Raw genomic sequence first — 23,818 nt, 5'->3', positions numbered from 1 at the left:
AAAGCCCATCTTTGCGCAACCAAACTGTAATTAGATGCAAAGACGTGATTTACTTCGCCAGATGGGGCTTGTTGCTGGCGGTTTATCCATTCCGAATTTAGTAAAAGCACAAGAAGACAAACTAGCTGTTCCTAAAAGAGTATTGAGGGTGGCTCATATTACTGATGTACATATCGAAGAAGCAATTCCTTTAGTGAATTCTTCTAAAGGTTTTGCAAGATGTTTACATCATATTCAAAATGAAGTAAAACCTGATTTGATTATCAATTCTGGCGACTGTGTGATGGATGCCCATAAACACAGAAAAGGGAATGTAAAAAAGCAGTGGGATTTATTTAATGATGTACTAAAAGCTGAAAACTCCTTACCTGTTTTCCATAGTGTAGGCAACCATGATATTTGTTGCGAGGGCGATAGCCTAAGTAGTTTTGATGATGGGAAAAAATGGGCAATGGACGAAATGGGGTTAGCAAAACCATATTATAGCTTTGACAATAACGATTGGCATTTTGTGATGCTAGATAGCGTTCAGAAAAAGAAGGATGGCTCGTGGTATACGGCTAATTTGGATGAAGAACAATTCGATTGGCTAAAAAAGGACCTGAAAGCTTTACCTGACAATAAACCAACGATGGTAATATCGCATATTCCGATTTTGGCAGCCTGTGTTTTTTTTGATGGTAATAACATGAAAGAAAAAGATGGACGATGGGAAGTGCCAGGGAGTTGGATGCACACAGATTCTAAACAAATTGCAGAACTTTTTCATCACCATAAAAATGTAAAGCTCGCCGTGTCGGGTCATATACATTTAAGCGACCGTGTTGATTATAACGGTGTTTCTTACTGTTGTAATGGAGCTGTATCGGGGCGTTGGTGGTTTGGAAAGTATCAGCATACAGAAGCTGGCTATGCTGTAATTGATTTATACGACGATGGCTCGTTTACTAATCAATATGTGAGTTATTAATAGGTGTGATTGAGTGAATTGTAATTTAGTGATTATATTAGTTGTGAATTGTGAGTTAGTGAATTATGAATTTGTACTTATATAAAATTAATAATATTCACTAAATCACAAATCACTCATTCACTAAATGATAAATTCACTAACTCACAACTTCTCACTTCAAATACCCATATTCAATAGCAAGCTTAATCAAGCCCGCTACATTTTTTACTTCGAATTTTGCTAATAAATTACTTCGGTGAGTCTCTACAGTTTTATCACTGATAAAGAGTGTAGTAGCAATCTCCTTAGTCGTCAGACCTTTCCCGATAAGATCGAGTATTTCTCTTTCTCTACGGGTAAAACGAATTTGATAAAGACTTTTCTCTTGTTGTTTCTGACGAGTTAACCCCCTCATAATGATATTCATTACCTCCTCACTTTGATAGGTATTGCCTTCATACACCGTTCTGATAGCTTTTTGAAGCTCTTCACCACCAGTATTTTTCAAAATATATCCCGACGAACCGTTTTTAATCATTTTAGTGATAAAACTCTCATCATTATACATCGACATCGCTAATACTTTCACCTTCGGATGATTGTCCGAAATAAATTTGCAAACATCCAGCCCACTATCTTCCCCAAGGTTGATGTCTAGCAAAACCACATCAATGCTATTTGATTGTAAAAAAGTCTTAACTTGTTTCGCTGTTTTACATTCTCCTACCACCTGAAAGTCTGCCTCTGTCGATAACAGTGAAGCAACACCTTCAGTGAAAATTTTATGATCATCAACTAATAAAATGCGTACCATTACGTGATTAATATTTAGCAAATGTATATTTAACTGATATGAAGAAATATTTTTTATACCCTAAAATAACAATATTTTTTTTGCTTTTCAAGGTTTCTTTAGCAATCGCCCAAGATGAGTACCCTAGTTTAAGTAAAAATTATACGAAAACTCAGCTAGATGAAATGCTAGTGAAATATCAAAATAGGAAAGATACACTTGGGCTAGCTTACACTTATTGGAGTTATGCCAAAAGTGAGGAGAAACAGTATGGGCTCAATTATTCTCCACTCACGAACCTCCGTAAAAGTATGGAGTGTTTTCTGATAATGAAAGATTCTGCTAGTTTTTATAATATCAGGGGAGCATTGGGGTCTTATTTTATGGATAGGCCTTTTATCAAAGAATATGCAAAAGAATACATTAAAGGTGCTGTTGATTATTTCAGAAGAAAGAAACAGCCCAACAGCGAAATCGGGCATTTAGTTAATTTAGCCAATATTGATATTCATGGTAATAATTTTAAAAATGTAAAAGCAATACTCGATAGGGTTGAAATGCTTAATAGAGAGGTAAAAGATGAGGCATACGAAGGAAGGCTACATTCTTCCTATTCTGATTATTATTACCGTATTAAAAAATATGACGAATCGCTAAAACATGCTGAAATAAGTTATGGAGTAGGAAAAAAACTACAAATCGACTGGCTGGAGGCACTTTCACTGTATGTGAAATCTAAATGTTTGGATGCGCTAGGAAGACAGGAAGAAAGACTAGACGCATTATTGGAAAGTCAGAAAATTGTGGAGAGCAATACTATTTTGATACAGCTACAAAAGGAGATTTACTATGAAATACAAAACTATTATTTGAAAAAAAAGAACTACCTGAAAGCCTATGAGTTTATGAATAAAGCTCGGCAGACCACGGAGGAGTTATATTTTTCAAAAATGGAAAGTGATGTTCGGGATTTTAGTGAAAATAATTTATTAGAAAAACAGCGGATGGTTGTTGCTAAAATTGCCTTAGAAAAAAAACTTGCAGACATAGAATTGGATAAACTCTTAATAAGGCAACAAATGTACATCGTGTTAATTATTCTGGCTATATTTTTTATTGGGGTATTGGCGTATGCTTATCTTAGTCGTCAACGTTTTAATAGATTAGATGCCGAAAAGGTAAAGAAAAACATACAGATAGAAACCTTAAGGGCATTAATTAGCGGACAAGAAATAGAACGAGTAAGAATATCACAGGAACTCCATGACGGTTTAGGAACTTTGCTTTCCAGAATAAAATTTCAAACGGAAAATATTGCCACTTCTAAAGAGCAGATTGCTGAAATGGTAGATGTTGCCTGTGATGAAGTACGTACAATTTCGAGTAATTTACAACCCAATGCCCTTACAAAATTTGGCTTAATTCGTTCGATAGATGATTTGATATTGAAGCAAAATAGTATTTCGCCTAATATTATCTTTCAACATTTTGGCAAAGAATTTGAAATTTCCCCTGAAAGTAGCTTAATGATTTTCAGGATTATTCAGGAATTGATGACTAATGCCCTAAAACATGCGGAGGCGACAGAAATATTGATTCAGATTGTATATCAGGAAGAAAGGACGCTGACTATTACTGTAGAAGATGATGGAAAAGGATTTGATGATGCCAATGTTCAGCCCGAAAATAATGGTTGGAACAATATTCGTTCAAGGGTGAATTATTTACATGGCATCATTAATCTTCATTCAGAACCATCAGATGGCACGTCGGTAACTATTGCTATTCCTTTTGTTTGAGGGTAGTTTATAATGAACATTTTATAAAATATACTTTCGTTTCTATTAGCGAGTGACTTAAGTCACTCGCTAATAGAAACGAAAGCGTTAGCATATAATAATCGCCCTTTACAAAACACCTGTCTTAATTTTATTCAAGGTACTTTCTAAATTACTGGTAGTAAAACCTTGCTTTTTAAAATTATCTATTGCTTTTGTCTCCCATTCTATCGCTTCATCCTTTTTCCCTAATCTATATAATAAACAAGCATAGGTATCCATCATGCTTGAGTTTTGTTTTAAGCTTTCATCTGGACTAAGTGCTTCATAAATATCAATTGCTCTTTTCGACCATTTTAAAGCTTTTACTAACTTTTCTAAATCATTGGTGTATTTAAAAAAATCAAATGAAATATTATTTAACTCTTCCGCATATTTTAAGTAATGTGGAGTATAAGAAAAAGACGTTACCCCATTAACCCCTTGTGATTGTCTCCTTTGTGTAAACATAGTATTACGTTCTTTTTCTTCTCTTTTTTTCAACGTATCCACAGACAAAGACATTAAAGTATAGTCACAAAAACTTTGTGCATTTTGTAAAAAATTAGTTGTGTCTTTAATATCCTTATAAAAGTTGTTTAAATACGATTGTCCATAAAACCGACCTTTTTCATACTCTTTTGAGTAGGTTGATGTAATAAAGCTGCTTAGCTACATCGCTAAATTTCTATCCTTATCTCTCTTTGCAATATTTCTAGTAGAACTTATTACTCTACTATTAATTTTAATCCTTTGTTCCAAAGAATAGGTAAAGAAAAGGCTATCAATCGTTTTAGTTGTAAAAAGTGCATACAAGATTTTCCTTGCTTTTCCATTGAGTGGTAAACCCTGTTCAATCATTAGTCGGGCATTATCAATTGTAGAAAGCTCATTGATATTATTCAAATTGATGTACTCATCCACCAAATGATAGGTTTCAAAATTGACAGCACTTTTTTCTTGAAGAAGTGTTTTTAGTAAATCTTTATTTCTTTCGCCTTTGGCGTATTGCATATCTAGTTCTTTAAGTTTATTGTTTTTTGATAGTGCAATAGCTTTATCAGCAATTTCTAAATACATAATTGGACTAGATGATGTAGAGCCTAGTCTTTGTAAAACATAGCCATCATTATCTAAAAACAATGAGCCCATCGAGAAGCTACCCAAATTAGTTTTAGCAATGATTTGCTTGTATATCTCATCGTCAAATTTGATAGAAAGAGAAATGAAATTAATGTCAAATTTTTCTTTTAAAGCAGGACTTAAAAGCCCTTTTTGACCTACATCATTACACTGGACACAACTCGGAGAAGCAATTTGCACAAAGATGAGTTTGTTGCCTTTTTTAGCCTTTACTAAAGCTTTGTCAAAAGACGAAAAGGTTTCAAATTGTACTTGGGCAGTTACTGTAGAGAATTTTAACAAAGAAAGCAACAATAGGAGAATACAAAAATTGATATTTTTCATAGAGATAGAAAGTTTGAAATGTGTTTTGATAATAAGGTATTATACAAAACTACTCATAAAACCCAAACTTGACATCCTTTCTGATAATATTAACCTGAATTTAAAATACAATAATCCCTTCAATACGCTATGATTCTCTTAGTCTAAAAAAAAAGGCAACTATCAAAAATTGACAGTCGCCCTTTGTATAAGATTTATTATGGGTGGTAGCTTATTCAACTACAATAGTACGTGTTGCTTCTTGTGGTTTAGCAGAGTTAATATTGATTGTACGAGTGATTTTTTCAGTCCCATCCGTAATTTCTACTGAATAAGTACCGTCGCTTAATGCTTGTAAATCAAATTTACCATGATATGTACGTGCACTTTTTGCGATTCTTTCATTGTGTATTACTTTACCATCTTTGTCTTTGATAGTAACTGTAACAGCTTTACCTACTATTTTGTCTAAGGTTAGGTGCATATCTAAAGTCCCCACACTTTGGTACATACCGATAGCGAAGTTGTTAGTTTTATTAGCATTTACAGTTGTTTCACCTGCAATAGGGTTAGCAAAAATAGAAGAAGTAGTTAAAGTGGCGATAGCGATAATTTGTGCAAAAGTTTTCATTTTCTGATTTGTTTAGATACGGTTAAAATTATGATTATCTAGAGGTTAAACATCTGTTTGTTAGTTGATTATGATGTTTTGTTGTTAGATTGTTGATTCAAAATTAGCAGATGGAGTGATAGTTTCAACACAAAAAGGAATGGTCGGTTAGCGGAATTGATAAACGGTGATTTTAGTAGGCTGGTTATAAAAAAGCATTTATATTTTCCATTTTATTACTAGCGATAGTATATAACTACAATATTCATAGGTTGACAGTTCTTGTGTCTAAAGTCTTAAATCTTAAAGTCTAAAAAATATAACTACACTACCCACTCGTTGACATTACCTTATTATTTATCTCCAACAATCATTTTTGCCTACTTCAAAGTAATATTTACCCCTGAGAAATCACAGCTTCTTCTTTGTATGATGGAATGAAGTATTCTATAATACTATTATGCTCCCCCCGATATAATATTCATATAGTTCAAATACATCTTCTATTAGTCAAATTCCATCATTTCGCCCAAAAACCAAGGGTAAACCCTTGATTTTTAAATCAGGGGAAAGCCCTGATTTATATAGTACAAATTAAACCCAATTTTGTACTATTATTTATTATACTATACTGGTATAAAGTTTAACTTTTTTAATTATGTAGTTTCCTCTCATATTTTAAATACATTTTACCCAAAAAATTCATTTACAATGAAAACAACTTTCCAAAGCAGTGATCCTCCAAAAGTGGACAAAAAATTATTTCTAAAATTGTCATTAATTGTTTTGATGTTCGTATTTCACCTTGGTGAAGTATCAGCACAAAAAGCAACTGGTCCGACACAAAAAATTACTGGTAAAATTGTTTCTAGTCAAGACAACCAGCCCGTACCTGGTGCAAGTATATTAGTAAAAGGTACAACATCGGGCAGTACTGCAAATTCGCTAGGAGAGTTCGCCATTGAAGCAGGTAGTACTGCTACTTTAGTGGTTAGTTCTGTCGGGTATTCATCTCAAGAGATTAAAGTAAATGGCAGACTAAAAATAAATATCACCTTAGTAGAAAATATTTCTTCTTTAGACGAAGTCGTTGTAGTAGGATATGGTTCACAAAAAACACGTTATCTATCAGGTTCGCAAACCAACATTGGCGAGTCGGAAATCAAGAGAACTGTAAACACTTCGCTTGACCAAGCCCTTCAAGGACGTGCTGCTAACGTATACGTAGCAAGTAACTCTGGTAAACCAGGTGGAGCATCATCAGTATATATTCGTGGTGTTTCTTCAATCAATGGTAATACGCAACCAATGTATGTAATTGATGGGGTACAAATTGTGCCTCCAAACAATACTGAATCAGACGGACAGTCAAACATTCTTGCAAGTTTGAACCCAGATGATATTGAGTCGATGAACGTTCTTACAGGACCTTCGGCACAATCTATCTACGGTTCTAAAGCATCCAATGGGGTAATTGTAGTAACCACTAAAAAAGGAAAGGCTGGTGATACAAGGATTAATTTTACAAGTATGTATAATTTCCAGACTTTGCCAAATCAGTTACCTGTAATGAACCTGAAAGAATATGCAATCTATAGCAATGCATGGGCTGATGTTTCTGGATATGGTCGTCAAGCTGAATTTTCAGACCCTTCTATCTTAGGAGAAGGTACAAACTGGCAAACTGCTTTGTTTAAGACTGCTGCGATGAAGAAACAACAGCTTTCTTTAAGTGGTGGAAATGATAGAACAACTTATTATCTATCTTTCGAATTGTTGAATCAAGATGGACTAGCGCCTAACTCAGGTTTTGATAGAAAATCTTTGAGATTGAACCTTGAAAATAAATTACGTAGTTATTTAAAGATTGGTACTAATTTATCGCTTTCAGGTACAAATGAAAACCTTTCAATTGGAGACGACCAAATCATTAGTACAGCTATTCAGCAATCGCCTGCTACGCCTCTTAAAAATGGTGATGGCTCTTGGGGTGGCCCACAAAACGTTACTCCAACTACACCATCGTACGTTTTTGTAACGAACCCTGTGGCATTAGCTTATACAAATAGTAATGTGTACAAACGTATAAGTACATTCGGTGCGGTATATGCAGACTTGACGTTCTTGAAAGATTTCGTTTTCCATGCAGAATTTAATGGTACTTATGGCAATGACACCAGAGCAATTTTTAACCCATCTTATCAATTTGGTGCAAACAATATTACGCAAGGTGCTACGAATGCTGTTACATCTTCAAAAAGATATGCTAGTAATAGCTATTACTGGAGTACTAACCAACGCTTAAATTATTCAAAGAGATTCCAAAAGCATGATGTAAACGTTACGGTGGGCCATGAATCACAATATAGTTTTTATGAAACCTTATCAGGACAAGTTACTGGATTTACAAGTAATAATATTCCAGAATTATCGGCTGGTGATTTGAAAACTTCTATTAGTGGTAGCGGTAGAGATGCAAGTTCACAAGAATCTTATTTTACCCGTGTAGGCTATATTTTTGATGATAAATACATCGTTCAAGCAACTTACAGAGCTGATGCTTCTTCAAACTTTGGACCTAATAATAGATGGGGTTTCTTCCCTTCAGTATCAGCAGCATGGAGAATCTCTAAAGAGAATTTCATGAAAGATATAAGTTCTATTGATGATTTGAAACTAAGATTAGAAATGGGGACTACTGGTAATCAATACTATGGAAAACCTATTTATGCCTCTTTGAATGCTATTCCTACGCAAACTGGACAAGGATTCTTAGCAGCAAACTTTGCTAACCCAGATTTAAAATGGGAAAGTACAAAATCTTATAACATCGGGTTTGATTTACATGCTCTTAAAAACAGAATCCAAGTGGTTTTTGATGCTTATTTAAGACAAACAAGTAACCTAATCACTGAGCTTCCGTTGCCAGCCTATGCAGGAACTACGGGTACTGGTGCTATTGGTTCACCTGTTGTTAACTTAGGTAACCTTGAAAACCGTGGTTTAGGTATATCAATTAATACTGTTCCTATTGAGGGAAAAACAGCTGGTTCTTTAACATGGAAAAGCGGATTTAATATCTCGTTTGATAGAAATAAATTATTGAAACTAAATACAGACAGAGCTTTTGCTAGCCGTAAGCCTTGGTTTACTGATGTAATCTCTCGTTCAGATATTGGTCAACCACTTTGGCAGTTTTATTCTTATAAATACGCAGGTATTTTCCAAACCTACCAAGAGTTAATCAATAGTGCTATTCCTGCAAACGTGCCTATCAGTCAAAATGGTGTTTGGGTTGGTGATGTGAAATTTGTTGATGTTAATGGAGATAAAGTAATTGATGACCTTGATAGAACAGTGGTAGGAAATCCTTGGCCTAAATTCACTTTTGGTATCAATAACAGTTTTTCTTACAAAAACTTCGACTTGTCTATCTTCATGCAAGGTACTTATGGAAACCAAGTGTTTAACCAATTGAAATTAAATAACTCTGGTTTTACAAACCTTATTCGTGGTGCTTACAAAGAGGTAATCAATTTTGCTAGACCAAGTAGCTATGATGAAACAGCCGTATTATTGAACCCAGGAACACAAGTACCAAGAGTGGGTAATACACCAAACGGTAATGGACGAGCTACAGATAAGTTTATTGAAGATGGTTCGTATTTACGTGCTAAAAACATCACGTTGACTTACACTTTGCCAAAAGCTGTTCTTAAAAAATATTTACCAATTAGCGGATTAAGATTTACAGCGGGAGTTCAAAATGCATTTACGATTACTAAATATACTGGTTATGACCCAGAAGTAGGTAATGCTGCGAACGTACCAGGTTTTGATAATGGTCGCTACCCATCTTCGAGAATGTACACTTTTAGTTTGTCGGCAGACTTGTAATTATCGTACATTTTATCATGTTTAAACATCAAGAAAATGAAAAAATATAATTTTTTAAAATACATATTCTTATTCGTAACTATTTGTGGTTTAGCAAGTAGTTGTAAAGAAGATTTCTTAGAAAGACCCCCATTAAGTAACCTTACGGCTGGTACCTTTTTTAATACAGATGCTGAATTGTTGACGTCAACAGGGGCTTTGTATAATCAAGTGTGGGCAGGTGCCAATGGGCAATCACTAGTAGCGTTTGGTGATGGTCGTGGAGGAAATTTCTTTACGCCTTATGTAGCAGACTGGCTTCAGTTCTCTTCGTTTGCAGTATCGAATACCAATGGAGCTTTAAAAGACTCTTGGTCTTCCTTCTATAATATCATTGCACAGTCTAATGTATTGATAAGTAATGTAAATACTTATGCCAAACCTGCTGTTTCGATTGCTGCTCGCAACAGAGCAATAGGCGAAGCTCGTTATATGCGCGGTTTAGCTTATTCTTTTTTAGTACAAAACTGGGGGCCAGTACCTATCATTACTGATAATATCAAACAAGGAGGAGATACTACGCTATCAAGAAATACGGTAGAAAGCGTTTGGGAATTTGCCATTCGTGATATGCAATATGCTATTACTCATTTGCCTGTTACTACTACAAGTGGTCGTTTGACAAAATATTCTGCTGAAGGTATGTTAGCAAGGTTCTATTTAACTCGCTCAGGCTTAAATTCAACAAACGGACAGCGTAGTCAGATGTATTTAGATAGTGCTAAATACTATGCTAAAGATGTTATTTTGAACAGTCCATATAAGTTGCTAGACAATTATGCAGATTTGTTTTTTACAAAAAATAATAACAATGCTGAACAACTATTTGGCTTGCAATGGGTACCATTGCGTGACCCTTGGGGAGTAGGTAACGGTTTCCAATCTCAATTTGCAGAAAATAGTACAATCACTGGCGGTTCAGATGGCTGGGGTGGTGGTCACGGAGCAGCGGCAGATTATATTTTAAATCTTGATCCTATAGACTCTATCCGTAGAAAAGCGACGTATATGTTCCCTGGAGACCATTATCCTGAGCTAAATAAAAAAGGCGGAGGCTGGACAGAACCTATCCCTGATGCAAGTACTTATAGCAACATTGCTCACGTGAAAAAATACATTGTAGGAACGCCAGATGATAATGATGGAAAAGGACAAGTACAAGCTACTGGAAACAATACTTATATGCAACGTTTGGCAGATGTTTACCTTATTTATGCTGAAGCTATTTTAGGAAATAATGCTACAACTACAGACCCTGAGGCGCTTAAATACTTCAATGCTGTTCGTAATCGTGCGGGTTTACCTTCGGTAACATCTATCAATATCGATAAGATTTTGCATGAAAGACGTTATGAGTTTGCTGTAGAAGGCGATGCTTGGTATGATATCGTGCGTCTTTATTATTACAATCCAGCGAAAGCAAAATCAATTATCAACTCGCAACAAAAGGGTAATTACAAGATTGAAATTAAACCGGGAACTTATGCGTATGGTAAAATTCGTGAATTCACGACTACGATTTTAACGCCTGCTGTTTATACAGTAAACGATGCTACGATGTTTTTGCCATATCCAGATACTGAAATGGCAATGGCTCCAAACTTGAGAAAACCACCAGTACCATATAAGTTTTAGTTTCAATAGTTATGTTGTAACATTTTGAAGGAGAGAAAAACTCTCCTTTGATAAATTTTCCAAAAAAATGAAAAAAACACTCAATCATATATTTGGTAAGCTGGGGCTTTTGATAATTGTCGCACTTGCTATATTTTCTTCTTGTAAGGAGTCTGATTTGGCCGAACCTATCTCAACAGGTCAGCCAGTCATCAAAAAAGTTTATCTGTTAGATACCATTGCCAAACACAAAGACAGCACAGTAGTAGGGGCTGAACCAAATGTTTTATTAGTAATTAATGGTGAAAATTTGGGTGGAGTAATTAAAGCATATTTCAATGAATATGAAACGTCATTCAATACCAACTATAATACAAATACCAACTTAATTATTAGACTTCCAGGTGATGCGCCTACAGACGCTACTGCTACTAATACCATAAGATTAGTAACATCGCATGGAGAGGTAATATTTCCTTTTAAAGTAATTGCAAAACCTAATATTACAGGGTATGATAAGATAAATTTTGGTACAGGTAGAGGTGATATCACATTCAAAGGTAAAAACTTCCCAGACATTACTCGTATAGTGGCTTATGCTGTAAGAGATAAGCCGACTGACCCAATTAAAGACAGTGTGGTTTGTACCGTTATTTCAAAAACTGTTGATAAGCTAGTAGTGAGAATACCAAGTACAACGTTTAGTCGTATAACGTTTAATATTACTAACTCAAGCGGAACAACTAAACTAGCAGATGAATTTGTCAATGCAGATGTTGCGATTCAGTTTTTCACAGAAGGTTTTGGTTCATTTACGAGCTCTGAAGGTACAGGTACTTGGGGTGGTGATTCATGGGGAAATGCTGTTAAGGTTAATTCAGACCAAGCTTATGCAGGAACGCAGTCGTTTTCAATAGCATTAAGTGCAGGTGGTTGGTCATGGTTTGGTTTATCAAGTTGGTGGCCAAGATTTTATTACGACCCAGCATACAAGTATGTTACTTTCGCTATCAAAGGTGGTGCTTATGATATGCCTCTTTGGATTACTTCTGATGTTGCTAAATCGGGCTTTGCAGAGTTCCCTGATAAAAACAGAATTGATGTAAGGGCTGGTGTTTGGAATTACTATAGACTAGCGATTGCAGATTTAGACTTTATGTATGTTGGAAATCCTATTCCTAGACTTGGTTTTAGACCAAAAGGACCAGATAAATCTGATTTGCTGTATTTTGATGATTTTATGCTCGTTAAATAACCATTAAACACACTATATAAAATTGCCTTTTTCAATGCTCGACTGGTCTCTATAAGCTAACCAGTAAGCATAATAAGGCGTATTGAAAAAATCCTTCTACAAAAATTTAGAAGGATTTTTTTTCAAACATCCTTACTTTATACTATCCAATTTAAAATCTTTGCTACTCATAATTATGAAATGTTTCAACCCAATACTATGTTTTGGAGTGTCACTCTTTTTGGGTTTTTCTTGCTCAAAAAGTGAAGAAAATATCATTACAACACCAAAAGATACCACTACTATTACAGTTACTCCGCCAGTTGAACCTAAAATTGCGAGTACCGTTGGTTTTTTCTTGGATGATTGGCAACCTAAAAATTATGTAGTTCCTGCTTACACAGATTTTACAGCACCCACTGAAGCTTTAACGACAGTTACGGTAGATGCTTCGGATATTATAGCCAAGATACCCCAACAGATATTCGGTCATAATGCCAATACTTGGATGGGAACCTTTATTGATCAGCCTAGTTTTATGACTGATATTACTAACCTCAAACCAAACATCATTCGTTGGCCTGCTGGTAGTGGTAGTGATGGCTATTTTTGGAACGCTAGTCCTACACAAGACCCTAATAACAAAAACCGACAAATACCCTCTGCTCAATACATGAAAGAATGGGGGCTTCCAGATAAATATATAAACAAAGACGGAGCATCAGAGGATGCATGGTTTGGCTATGGACAAACGACCGATAACTGGAGAGCATCTTTGAATAACTACTACGATATGTTGAAGCAAAGTAATAATAAAGGCATTATTACGATTAATTATGGCTTTGCTCGCTATGGCACAAGTGCTAATCCTGTTGCTACTGCCGCTCATCTAGCGGCTGAATGGGTACGGTATGATAAAGGAAGAACACAATACTGGGAAATAGGAAATGAAAACTATGCCGATTGGGAAGCTGGTTATAGAATAGACGTTACTAAAAACAAAGATGGTCAGCCAGAGTTTTTGACAGGAAAACTATATGCCCAACATTTTAAAGTTTATGCCGATTCTATGCGAAAAGCTGCGACTGAAGTAGGCTCAAAAATCAAGATTGGGGCAGTAATCCAGGAGTCTGTCACAGAATCTTGGCAGAATAATACTACTAAAACTTGGAACGCTACTTTGATTCCTGAACTCAATAATAAGGCTGATTTTTATGTAGTGCATAATTACATTACGCCTTATCAACAAAAGTCGAATGCTGCTACCGTGCTTAGTTCAGCCCTTTCGGTGCCTGCAAAGATGATGAGTTTTGTAAGCAATGAAATTATGAGTAATGGTGGAGAAATGAAACCTATTGCTTTTACAGAATGGAATATGTGGGCTGCTGATTTGAAACAACAAGTGTCCAATGTAAGTGGGCTTTTTGCGATTATCGTTCAGGGAGAAGCCATTAAAAATAAATATGGACTGTCGGCACGTTGGGATTTATTAAATGGCTGGGAAAATGGAAATGACCACGGGCTTTTTAGTGATGGTGGCAGTAGCGATGACCCACGATGGAATCCTCGCCCTTCATTTTATTATATGTATTACTTCCAAAAACTTATTGGCGACAGGTTAGTCTCATCAACTGTTACTGGCAATGGCGGAACATCCATCAAAGCTTATGCTTCTACGTATAGTGCTGGTCAAGTAAACGTAACGCTACTCAATACAACGAGCGTCCCACTCACAGTGGAGTTAAAAACGAAAAATTTTCTAGTCGGTAATCGCTATTACTGGTACAGCTTAGAAGGCAGTAATGACAACGGGGAATTTTCAAGAAAAGTATCAGTGAATGGCACTAGCCCTAAAGGAGCAGCAGGTGGTCCTTCAGAATATACCACTTTGAAAGCTCGTTCGGCACTCGTTGGCAGTGGCATCAAAGTTATCGTCCCCGCTTTCGGTTCTATTTGTATGGTCGTTGATAAAAAGTAACTTTTTGATAAAGGATTATAACTGCTCATGCTAAAGTAATGAGTCAACATTAAGCGACATAATGCAAAAGAGTGATTTATTAATCACTCATTCATTAAATCGCTCAATTACTTAAAAATATCATGAAATATATTTTAGCCATATTCATTTGCATAGGCTTGTCAGCTAAAGCACAGGTATCAATTAAAATTGATGCTACTGCTGAAAAAAAAGCCATCTCTCCATACCTATACGGAAGGAACAATTCGCTTTCGACAGACCCAGGAAAAGTATTGAATATTAACTGGACGATGCTAAAAGATGCAGGCGTAACTTTTTTTAGAGAGAGCGGTGGAAATAACTGCACAAAATATAATTGGCGAAAAAAGCTTTCCTCTCATCCAGACTGGTATAACAATGTGTATGCCAACGATTGGGATGTAGCGGCAAAGTCACTAAAAAGTAATATGCCTACTGCCCAAGGAATGTGGGCATTTCAATTATTGGGCAAAGTAGCCAAAACCAATCAGGCTAATTTCGCAGATTGGAGCTATAATAATTCTCAATGGTGGGAAGGTGTCAATCAAAATTTGGCTGGAAATGGTACACCAAATCCTACGGGGTCTAAAGCTAAGATAGAAGGAGACATTAATCAATACCTTGAAAATTGGCCAGCAGATTCAACCGTTGCTATTCTTGACCATTGGTTTAAAGATTTAGCCTTGGATAAAAACCAATTGCAATATTGGAACATGGATAATGAAGTAGAAATATGGAATGGTACACACGATGATGTAATGCCTGTTCAGATTTCAGCGGAGGAATTTATGCAGAAGTATTTCGAGGTGGCAAAAAAAGCCAGAGCCAAATTTCCTACTATTAAATTAGTTGGGCCCGTAATAGCCAATGAATGGCAATGGTATAATTGGCCAAAAGCCATTACTGCGGATGGTAAAACCTATCCGTGGTTAGAATATTTCATTAAAAGAGTGGCTGATGAACAAAAAAGTTCAGGCATTAAGTTAATAGATGTTTTAGACATACATTTTTATCCAAGTAGTAACAAAGTTGATGAAGTAGTACAATATCATCGTGTCTTTTTTGATAGAAATTATGTGTACCCAGAAGCAAATGGCGTAAAAACAGTCAATGGAGGCTATGATAATTCATTGAATAAAGAATATATTTTTGGACGAGTAAACGACTGGCTTGATAAATACTTAGGGACAAACCACGGAGTAAAATTGGGCTTGACTGAATCGGGCGTAAATATCACCGACCCTAGTGCGATGGCTGTTTGGTATGGTTCTACATTAGGTGAGTTCATGAAAAATGAAGTAGAGATTTTTACGCCGTGGTCATGGAGTACGGGGATGTGGGAAACACTGCATTTATTTAGCAGGTATAATAAAAGCTTTTCAATCAAAAGTAGCTCATCAGATGAAACCCTTGTCTCGGCTTATCCAAGTATCAATGCTACGCAAGACTCGATGACAGTTGTGTTGATAAATCGCTCTTCGACAAGTGCCAAAACTACTTCTTTAAGTTTTGATAACTTCGTTTTAACAGGTAAAAGTGCCTCATCACTTGCATTAAAATCATTACCCACTACAGAAACGTTTGTATCTCACTCTCAGAATGCTTTAAATAAAAGTGATGTGGCAATAAACAACAATGCAATTTCGCTTACACTCCCTGCTATGTCAATTACTTCGATACAATTGGTTGGCAAATTAGGACAATACTCCGCTGTTTTAGGGACTTTAACAGAGCCTGAAAATACTGTTAAAGTTTTCCCTAATCCATGCACGAATGAATTTACAGTAGATGCTGGTACTGAAAAATTCAAGCAGTTGGAACTCATAGACGAAGCAGGAAGACAAATTCATACGCAGGTGATTACTGACGGCGATACGATTATTAAAGTGAATCAAAAATTAAAACCTGGGACTTATCTACTCAAATTATCAAACGATAAAACGGTAGTAATAAAGAAGATTTTAACTTATTAACAAGTAAATACATACAGGGAAGTGCTTTGTTTTTCGGAATTTCATGCGGAAATATTTTACTGAATATTTCACTGGAATGGAAAAATTAAACCTTCAATGAATTAGTATGAAAAAAAACAAACTATTTTATGCCTTCTGGGTAAGCATTTTTTTGCTATCACTGAATGCATTCGCTCAAGAAAGCCAAAAAGTATATCTTTCTGGAACTGATAAAGACCATACCGTACAGTGGGATTTCTTTTGTAATAAAGGAATGAACAGTGGAAAGTGGACTAAAATTGCCGTGCCTTCTAATTGGGAACTACAAGGTTTTGGCAAGTACAGTTACGGTACCGAAAATCGGAAAGAAGAAACGAAGGCAGACGAGCAGGGGCTTTACAAACACACTTTTGACGTTCCCAAGACGTGGAAGAGTCAGAGGGTCTACATCATTTTTGAAGGCTCAATGACTGACACCGAAGTGAAAATCAATGGAAAATTGGCAGGTGATGTGCATCAAGGAGGCTTTTATCAATTTCAGTACGAGATTACTGCTTTATTAAAAACAGGTAAAAATTTACTGGAAGTAAAAGTCAACAAAGCCTCAGCCAATAGGTCGATTGATGTTGCTGAACGTCATGGTGATTTTTGGGCTTTTGGTGGCATCTATCGTCCTGTTTATTTGGAAGTAGTACCACAAAGTTTTATTGAGCGTTTGGCGATTGATGCAAAAGCAGATGGCAATTTTTCTGTAGATGTTTTTACTTCCAAAACTACTGCTAATCAAAGTGTTGATGTACAAGTACAAACTTTGTCAGGGCAAAACGTAGGAGCGTTGTTTAACGCTAAAATTAATCCTGCTGACGAGAAAACAGTATTAAAACAAGCTTTTCAACAGGTAAAATTATGGAATGCTGAAAATCCTAATTTGTATCAGGCAAAGGTTTCATTGAAAGATGAAAAAGGTATCATTCATACACGCACTCAGCGATTTGGTTTTAGAAGTATCGAAGTCAGAAAGCGAGATGGTATTTATGTGAATGGCGTAAAGGTAATGCTTCGTGGGTCTAATAGGCACTCTTTTAATCCTGAAACAGGCAGGACTACTAGCAAATCAGTAAGTATCAATGATGTAAAGTTGATGCAAGAAATGAACATGAATGCCGTTAGAATGTCGCATTATCCTCCCGATGTTCATTTCTTAGATGTTTGTGATTCACTAGGGCTGTATGTAATGGATGAGCTAACGGGCTGGCAAAACAAATACGACACTATTCCCGGCAGAAAACTGGTGAAAGAAGTAGTGATTCGTGATGTAAACCATCCATCTATTTTATTTTGGGATAATGGTAACGAGGGAGGTTGGAACAGAGGGTTAGATAATGATTTTGCTCTGTACGACCCACAAAAACGCCCAGTGTTTCACCCTTGGGAGCGTTTCAATGGATTCGATTCTAAACATTATATTACTTATAACTACTTGGCAAATGCTGTTTTGTACGATAAAGACATCATGATGCCCACTGAATTTATGCACGGCTTATATGATGGTGGACATGGAGCAGGCTTAGAGGATTTTTGGGATTTGATGTTGAAACATCCGCATTGTTCAGGTGGATTTTTATGGTCGTTTGTAGATGAAGCCGTTGTAAGAACAGATAAAAATGGCATTCTTGATGGCTTTGGAAACAATGCACCAGATGGAATCTTGGGACCACATCGTGAAAAAGAAGCTAGCTTTTATGCCATCAAAGAAATATGGTCGCCCGTAAGAATTACCAAAAAATACTTACCCCGCACTTTTGATGGAAAGTTGCCCGTAGAAAACCATTATTCCTTCACCGATTTGAATCAATGTACTTTTGAATGGCAATTGGTTTCTTTCCCAAAACCAAGCGATAAGTCTTTAGAAGTCATCGTAAATCAAACAGGAAAGCCTGCGTTTACTTCCATTCCTGCTGGCGAAACAGGGTATTTGAAATTGAATTTACCTAGCAATTGGACAGATAGTGAAGCACTTTATTTAAAAGCAACCGACCCGAATGGTAAGGAGATTTTCACATGGTCGTGGGTAATTCCTGAAGAACAAGAAGACATTACCAAGATAGTTGCCTCAAAAAACACTGTTTCAAAAATTGATGCAAGCGAAGATGCTAATTTCTTGACGATTAAGGCTGATAATACCACCTATGTTTTTGATAAGACTACAGGTTATTTATCTAAAGTAAACAATTCAAAATCAGACATTTCATTGTCAAATGGACCTAGTTTGGCAGGGGTAAATGTGACCTTAAAATCGTTCAAACATTATGCTACGACTAATGGCTATGAAGTAGCGGTTAATTATAGTGGTGATGGCGGATATTTCAATGTGTGGTGGAAATTTTCGAGCAATAACCCTGTAGAACTTTCATATCAATATTCACAAAAAGGTGATGCAGACTTTATGGGAATTACCTTCAATTATCCAGAAAGTAACATTACTGGCATGAAATGGTTGGGACGTGGGCCTTTCAGAGTGTGGAAAAACCGCATGAAAGGGTTGAAATATGGGGTATGGCATAAGGATTATAATGATGCTATTACAGGAGAGGACTTTCAATACCCTGAGTTCAAAGGCTATCATTCAGACTTGAAATGGGTAGTGATTGAAACCAAAGAAAGTGCTTTTACGGTATATGCGGAAGACGAAAATATGTTTTTACAGATGTTTCAACCTCAAAAACCTAAAGGTGCGACCAATGATAATACTAGTCCTCCTTTTCCCACAGGAAATATTGGTTTCTTAAATGGTATTAGTCCGATAGGGGCAAAGTTTAATCCAGCTAATTTATATGGCCCTCAAAGTCAGAAAAATATGATGCTGAATTATACACCTATTAAAGGCAAAATATTATTTGATTTTAAAAATAAAGCTGTTGAAAACTAGTTAGTGACTTGTAAATAAACGAATTTATTTTTTTAAAAAATATAATTCAATCATTCACAATTCACTCAAACACAATTAGAAAACATGACAACGATAAAAAAACTTAGCAATATATTTTTCTTCAGCTTGGTATGTAGCTGTACAAGTTATAGTCAGGAAACGATTTCGGCTATTAAAGTTGATAAAAAACTGATTTCAGACCAATTGTCACACCCAACGGTTTTTGCTGAACCTAATGATAAATCAGGCAGATTATTTGTAGGTGAGCAAGAAGGAAAAATCAAGATTATACAAAAAGGGAAAGTATTACCAACCTTATTTTTAGATATTACTGACGAAGTAGTTAAGAAAAAAGGCTATGAAGAACGTGGATTGTTAGGCTTAGCTTTTCATCCAGATTTTGCTAAAAATGGCAAGCTGTACGTATACTGTAGTATACCTGTAGCAAGTGGTACGAAAGGCGTTGACCATAAAAGCTTAATCAGAGAATATACCGTTTCAAGCAAAAATAAGAATACTGTGGATGAAAGTACTGCTAAAACAGTCTTGGAATTTAACGAGCCACAATCTAACCATAATGGAGGTGATTTAAAATTTGGTTCAGATGGATTCTTATACATTGCAGTAGGCGATGGAGGTGGACAAAATGACAAACACGGCGATTTTGGTAATGCTCAAAACCTTAGTAACTTTTTAGGAAAAATCCTTAGGGTTGATGTAAAGCAATTGCCATACAGTATTCCTAATGACAATCCGTTTGTTGGAAAACCAGAGATACGTCCAGAGATTTTCGCTTATGGTTTCAGAAATCCTTGGCGTATAAGTTTTGATAAAAAAACTGGAGATTTATTTGTAGGAGACGTTGGTCAGGATAATTATGAGGAAGTAGACCTTGTAACAAAAGGAGGTAATTACGGCTGGAGAATTAGAGAAGGGTTACATGAAAAATTCCCGAACGACCCAGACCCTAAAAACTGGATTAATCCTATTGCTGAATACCCTCACTCAGACGGGTTGAGTATTACAGGAGGTTTTGTGTATAGAGGTAAACAAATTCCTGCACTTTATGGGAAATATATTTTTGCGGATTGGACTGGTCCTGTATGGGCGTTGACTGATAGTAAAAAAGAGCAGTGGAACAGAGAAAAACTTTCTATCTCGCAAGAGGCAGGCAACTGGCATATTTACAGCTTTGGCGAAGACCAAGCAGGTGAAGTGTATTTATTAACGGTACTTTTAGGAAGTGATAAAGGTGCATTGTATCAGTTAGTGACTAAGAAATGATGAATTGAGAGTTGTAAGTGGTGAGTAATCATCACTTACAACTAAAATAATTATCCTTAAAATTTAAATTTATAAACAAAAATTATCCAATGAATATCCTTAAATATATAATGTTCTGTGTGTTTTCTGTTATTTTTCATCCAATTTTTGGTCAAAAAGTATCAGAAAATATTCGCCTTAATCAAATTGGTTTTTATCCAAATGCGCCTAAAATAGCCGTTATTGTTAATGCTAAAGCAGCTACTTTTTTAGTTAAAACAACCGATTTAACCAAAACGGTGTTGGTAGGTAAATTAAGTGCCTCACGCCAATCCGAATTTTCTGACAAAACCACTCAAATAGCAGACTTTTCAAGCGTAGAAAACGTAGGTAAATATGTAATAGAAGTACCCTCATTAGGGATTTCTTATCCATTTGAAGTGCGTGCTAATGTTCATCAAAATATGGCTAAGGCATCCTTAAAAGCCTTTTATTATCAAAGAGCCTCTACCGAACTTCCTTCAAAATATGCTGACAAATGGGCAAGACCATTTGCACATCCAGATACCAAAATATTAATTCATGCCTCGGCTGTTAGTCCTGAAAGACCAGCAGGCACGGTTATTTCATCACCTAAAGGGTGGTACGATGCAGGAGATTATAATAAGTATATTGTTAATTCAGGCATTACGATGGGAACACTCTTTTCTTTATACGAAGATTTCCCTGCGTATTTTCAACAACAAAACCTGAATATTCCAGAAAGTAATAATGAAGTTCCTGATATATTAGACGAAGCACTGTGGAATTTACGTTGGATGTTAACCATGCAAGATACCGATGGTGGTGTTTATCATAAATTAACCAATGCCGTTTTTGACCCAATTATTATGCCTATTGAGGCAACCCAAACGAGATATGCAGTACAAAAAAGTACTGCTGCCACCCTTGATTTTGCAGCAGTGATGGCACAAGCCGCTAGGGTTTTCAAACAATTTCCAAAACAGTTTCCCACTTTGGCTGATTCTTGTTTGTTAGCTTCTAATCGTGCTTGGAATTGGGCAATCAAGAATCCAGCGGTAAAATATGACCAAAATAAATTAAATGAGCAGTTTTTGCCCAAAATAACGACGGGTGCTTATGGCGATAATGATTTCTCAGATGAATTTTTCTGGGCAGCCACTGAATTATATATCACTACCCAAAATGATAGCTATTACAAAACTATTGAAAATGGGCTTAACGCAAAAATGAATATACCTGCTTGGAATCAAGTACGTTTGTTAGGATATTATACCTTAGCAAGATTTCAGCATCAATTAACGGGAAAAGCAAAAGAGGATTTCCCTGCTTTGAAAAACAGACTCATTGCCTTTATAGATACGTTGGCAAATGGTGTTGAGAAGCGTTCTTTCCAAACAGTAATGGGAAGAACCGCTAGAGATTTTATGTGGGGAAGCTCTGGTGGAGCTGCCAATCAAGGAATAGCCATGATTCAAGCATTTAAATTGACAAAAAATACAAAATACTTAGCTTTAGCTTTAAGCAATTTAGATTACCTGCTTGGTAGAAATGCAACGGGTTATTCTTTTATGACAGCCTTTGGCTCAAAAACGCCTATGCATCCGCATCACCGTTTGGCGATGGCTGATGGCATCGTTGAACCTTTGCCCGGTTTTTTGTCAGGAGGGACAAATCCTGGACAACAGGATAAATGTGTAGGATATACCACTAAAGTAGCTGATGAATCTTATTTAGATGCAGATTGTTCATATTCGACTAACGAAATTGCGATTAATTGGAATGCTCCGATGGCCTATTTATCTGCTGCCATTGAAGCTCTACAATCAAAAATGACCATGTCTATAAAATGATATTAACATGAAAAAAAGCATTGTATATTTTGTATTATTCAGTATAAGCTTAATATTGAATAATACCCTTTTCTCGCAAACAATTGCTTCGAAAAGAGCCGCCACACTGGGCATAGGAATGAATCTTTCTTATTTAGAAAACTATTGGTTAGGGACAAAGGCAAACCATTATGGTGATTTTATAAAGATGTCAGAAGTAATGAAACGCAAAAGCATGATTACGGATATTGCTAAAGAAGGCTTTAAAACTATCAGAATGCCCGTTTGTTTTAGTGCCTTTGCTTCTATACAAGCACCTTATCAATGGGATTATCCGATTGGATTAACTGCTACAGATTCTCTCATTAAATGGTGTATAAACAATGGATTAAAAGTAGTGATTGATTTGCATCATCCTGAGTACAACGGCTCGATACCAGAAGCAAATACCATCGATAGAAAATTATTTTTGTGGAAAAGCGTAGCAGAAAGGTACAAAAATACAGACCCTGAAAAAGTATTTTTTGAACTACAAAATGAACCTCATGACATCACCGCAGACGAATGGAGAGCAGAGGCCAATCAATTAATCAGTGCAGTCAGAGCCATTGCTCCTCGTCATACACTTGTGGTGGGTTTTCATGACTGGAATAGTAGAGAAGGTTTATTAAAATCCGAGCCTTTTTCAGACCCCAATATTATTTATAGTTTTCATTATTACGACCCTTTTATTTTTACCCATCAAGGAGCTACATGGACAAGCCCAGAAGTAAGAGACTTAAGAAATATTCCTTTTCCGAGTACAGATAATGCAAACTTAGTAGTACCCCCTTCAGCAAAAGGAACTTGGGTGGAATACAACGTTACCCACTATGCAAGATATGGAACCCCCGAAGCAATTTATAATGCACTTGCCAAGGCAAAAGAATGGTCTATTCAGAAAAATGTACCTATCTTCTTAGGAGAGTTTGGCTCTTATAGTAATTTCGCAGATGCTGATAGTCGTTGCCGACATGCCAATGCTGTTTACGATGCATTGACTGCCTTAGATATTCCATCTGCTTGGTGGGAATGGAATGGAGGATTCAATATGTTTCAAAAAGGAACTACAGCACTATCACCTTGTATAAAGAGTGATATTGGAAATTATGTCCTAAAAACTTTAGGGTTAAGTAAAACGCCCGAATTAACAGATGTAGCTATTCTTTCCAATGCTCGTCAAGATGTTTTTACGATAAAAAGTACAGGTAATGCCGTTTATTCCGCTCAATTAATAAATCTTCAAGGAAAATCTATTGCAAAGAAAAAATTAAGTAAGAAAAAACTGACTGTAAATAAACAGCAATCAGGTACTTATATTTTAAAGTTTTTTGATGCTAAAAATAGAATCGTAGGGTATAAAAAAGTAGAAAAGCCGTAGCAA

The 23,818-nt window shown here is 36.0% G+C and carries 15 protein-coding genes; 11 read left to right on the top strand and 4 right to left on the bottom strand.

Going from position 1 to position 23,818, the window contains the following annotated elements; translation table 11 throughout:
* Nucleotides 1-34: 34 nt before the first annotated feature.
* Nucleotides 35-970, top strand: coding sequence for a metallophosphoesterase family protein (locus tag AC07N0_RS02630; protein ID WP_494588004.1), 936 nt, complete (start codon nucleotides 35-37; stop codon nucleotides 968-970).
* 154 nt (nucleotides 971-1,124) lie between these two features.
* Here AC07N0_RS02630 and AC07N0_RS02625 read toward each other — a convergent pair whose 3' ends face one another.
* Nucleotides 1,125-1,766 (bottom strand): response regulator transcription factor, encoded by a 642-nt coding sequence (locus AC07N0_RS02625; RefSeq protein ID WP_492800687.1) that lies wholly within the window; start codon nucleotides 1,764-1,766, stop codon nucleotides 1,125-1,127.
* A gap of 38 nt (nucleotides 1,767-1,804) precedes the next feature.
* Here AC07N0_RS02625 and AC07N0_RS02620 point away from each other — a divergent pair, with 38 nt between their 5' ends.
* Nucleotides 1,805-3,544 (top strand): sensor histidine kinase, encoded by a 1,740-nt coding sequence (locus tag AC07N0_RS02620; protein WP_494588003.1) that lies wholly within the window; start codon nucleotides 1,805-1,807, stop codon nucleotides 3,542-3,544.
* 108 nt (nucleotides 3,545-3,652) lie between these two features.
* Here the strand turns inward: AC07N0_RS02620 and AC07N0_RS02615 are convergent, their stop codons facing one another.
* From AC07N0_RS02615 to AC07N0_RS02605, 3 genes are all read right to left on the bottom strand, one after another.
* Nucleotides 3,653-4,066, bottom strand: a complete 414-nt coding sequence (locus tag AC07N0_RS02615) for a tetratricopeptide repeat protein (protein WP_494588002.1) — start codon at nucleotides 4,064-4,066, stop codon at nucleotides 3,653-3,655.
* A 168-nt stretch (nucleotides 4,067-4,234) separates the two neighbouring features.
* Entirely contained in the window at nucleotides 4,235-5,029 is a 795-nt protein-coding gene (locus AC07N0_RS02610; protein ID WP_494588001.1) for a hypothetical protein, read from the bottom strand.
* Nucleotides 5,030-5,240: 211 nt separating this feature from the next.
* The gene (locus tag AC07N0_RS02605) at nucleotides 5,241-5,639 is read right to left on the bottom strand and encodes a T9SS type A sorting domain-containing protein (RefSeq protein WP_494588000.1); all 399 of its coding nucleotides are present in this window, start codon (nucleotides 5,637-5,639) and stop codon (nucleotides 5,241-5,243) included.
* Between the two features lie 690 nt (nucleotides 5,640-6,329).
* Between AC07N0_RS02605 and AC07N0_RS02600 the strand changes: the two genes are divergently transcribed.
* From AC07N0_RS02600 to AC07N0_RS02560, 9 genes are all read left to right on the top strand, one after another.
* Complete coding sequence (locus AC07N0_RS02600; RefSeq protein ID WP_494587999.1) at nucleotides 6,330-9,515, top strand: SusC/RagA family TonB-linked outer membrane protein; 3,186 nt, start codon at nucleotides 6,330-6,332, stop codon at nucleotides 9,513-9,515.
* A 36-nt stretch (nucleotides 9,516-9,551) separates the two neighbouring features.
* Complete coding sequence (locus tag AC07N0_RS02595; RefSeq protein WP_494587998.1) at nucleotides 9,552-11,189, top strand: RagB/SusD family nutrient uptake outer membrane protein; 1,638 nt, start codon at nucleotides 9,552-9,554, stop codon at nucleotides 11,187-11,189.
* A 67-nt stretch (nucleotides 11,190-11,256) separates the two neighbouring features.
* Nucleotides 11,257-12,423, top strand: a complete 1,167-nt coding sequence (locus AC07N0_RS02590; protein ID WP_494587997.1) for a hypothetical protein — start codon at nucleotides 11,257-11,259, stop codon at nucleotides 12,421-12,423.
* Nucleotides 12,424-12,598: 175 nt separating this feature from the next.
* A complete protein-coding gene (locus AC07N0_RS02585) occupies nucleotides 12,599-14,380 on the top strand; it encodes a hypothetical protein (protein WP_494587996.1) in 1,782 nt (593 codons plus the stop codon).
* Between the two features lie 122 nt (nucleotides 14,381-14,502).
* Complete coding sequence (locus AC07N0_RS02580; protein WP_494587995.1) at nucleotides 14,503-16,371, top strand: glycoside hydrolase family 44 protein; 1,869 nt, start codon at nucleotides 14,503-14,505, stop codon at nucleotides 16,369-16,371.
* A gap of 106 nt (nucleotides 16,372-16,477) precedes the next feature.
* Nucleotides 16,478-19,279, top strand: a complete 2,802-nt coding sequence (locus AC07N0_RS02575) for a glycoside hydrolase family 2 protein (RefSeq protein ID WP_494587994.1) — start codon at nucleotides 16,478-16,480, stop codon at nucleotides 19,277-19,279.
* A gap of 84 nt (nucleotides 19,280-19,363) precedes the next feature.
* Nucleotides 19,364-20,563 (top strand): PQQ-dependent sugar dehydrogenase, encoded by a 1,200-nt coding sequence (locus tag AC07N0_RS02570; protein ID WP_494587993.1) that lies wholly within the window; start codon nucleotides 19,364-19,366, stop codon nucleotides 20,561-20,563.
* A gap of 89 nt (nucleotides 20,564-20,652) precedes the next feature.
* A complete protein-coding gene (locus AC07N0_RS02565) occupies nucleotides 20,653-22,416 on the top strand; it encodes a glycoside hydrolase family 9 protein (protein WP_494587992.1) in 1,764 nt (587 codons plus the stop codon).
* A gap of 7 nt (nucleotides 22,417-22,423) precedes the next feature.
* On the top strand, nucleotides 22,424-23,815 hold the full coding sequence (locus AC07N0_RS02560) for a glycoside hydrolase family 5 protein (RefSeq protein ID WP_494587991.1): 1,392 nt from the start codon (nucleotides 22,424-22,426) through the stop codon (nucleotides 23,813-23,815).
* Nucleotides 23,816-23,818 lie beyond the last annotated feature (3 nt).

This window comes from Arcicella sp. GW821-FHT09D11, from assembly GCF_059416265.1.
Note: the sequence above shows the minus strand (reverse complement) of the source record. Positions and strands in the feature narration are given on the sequence as shown.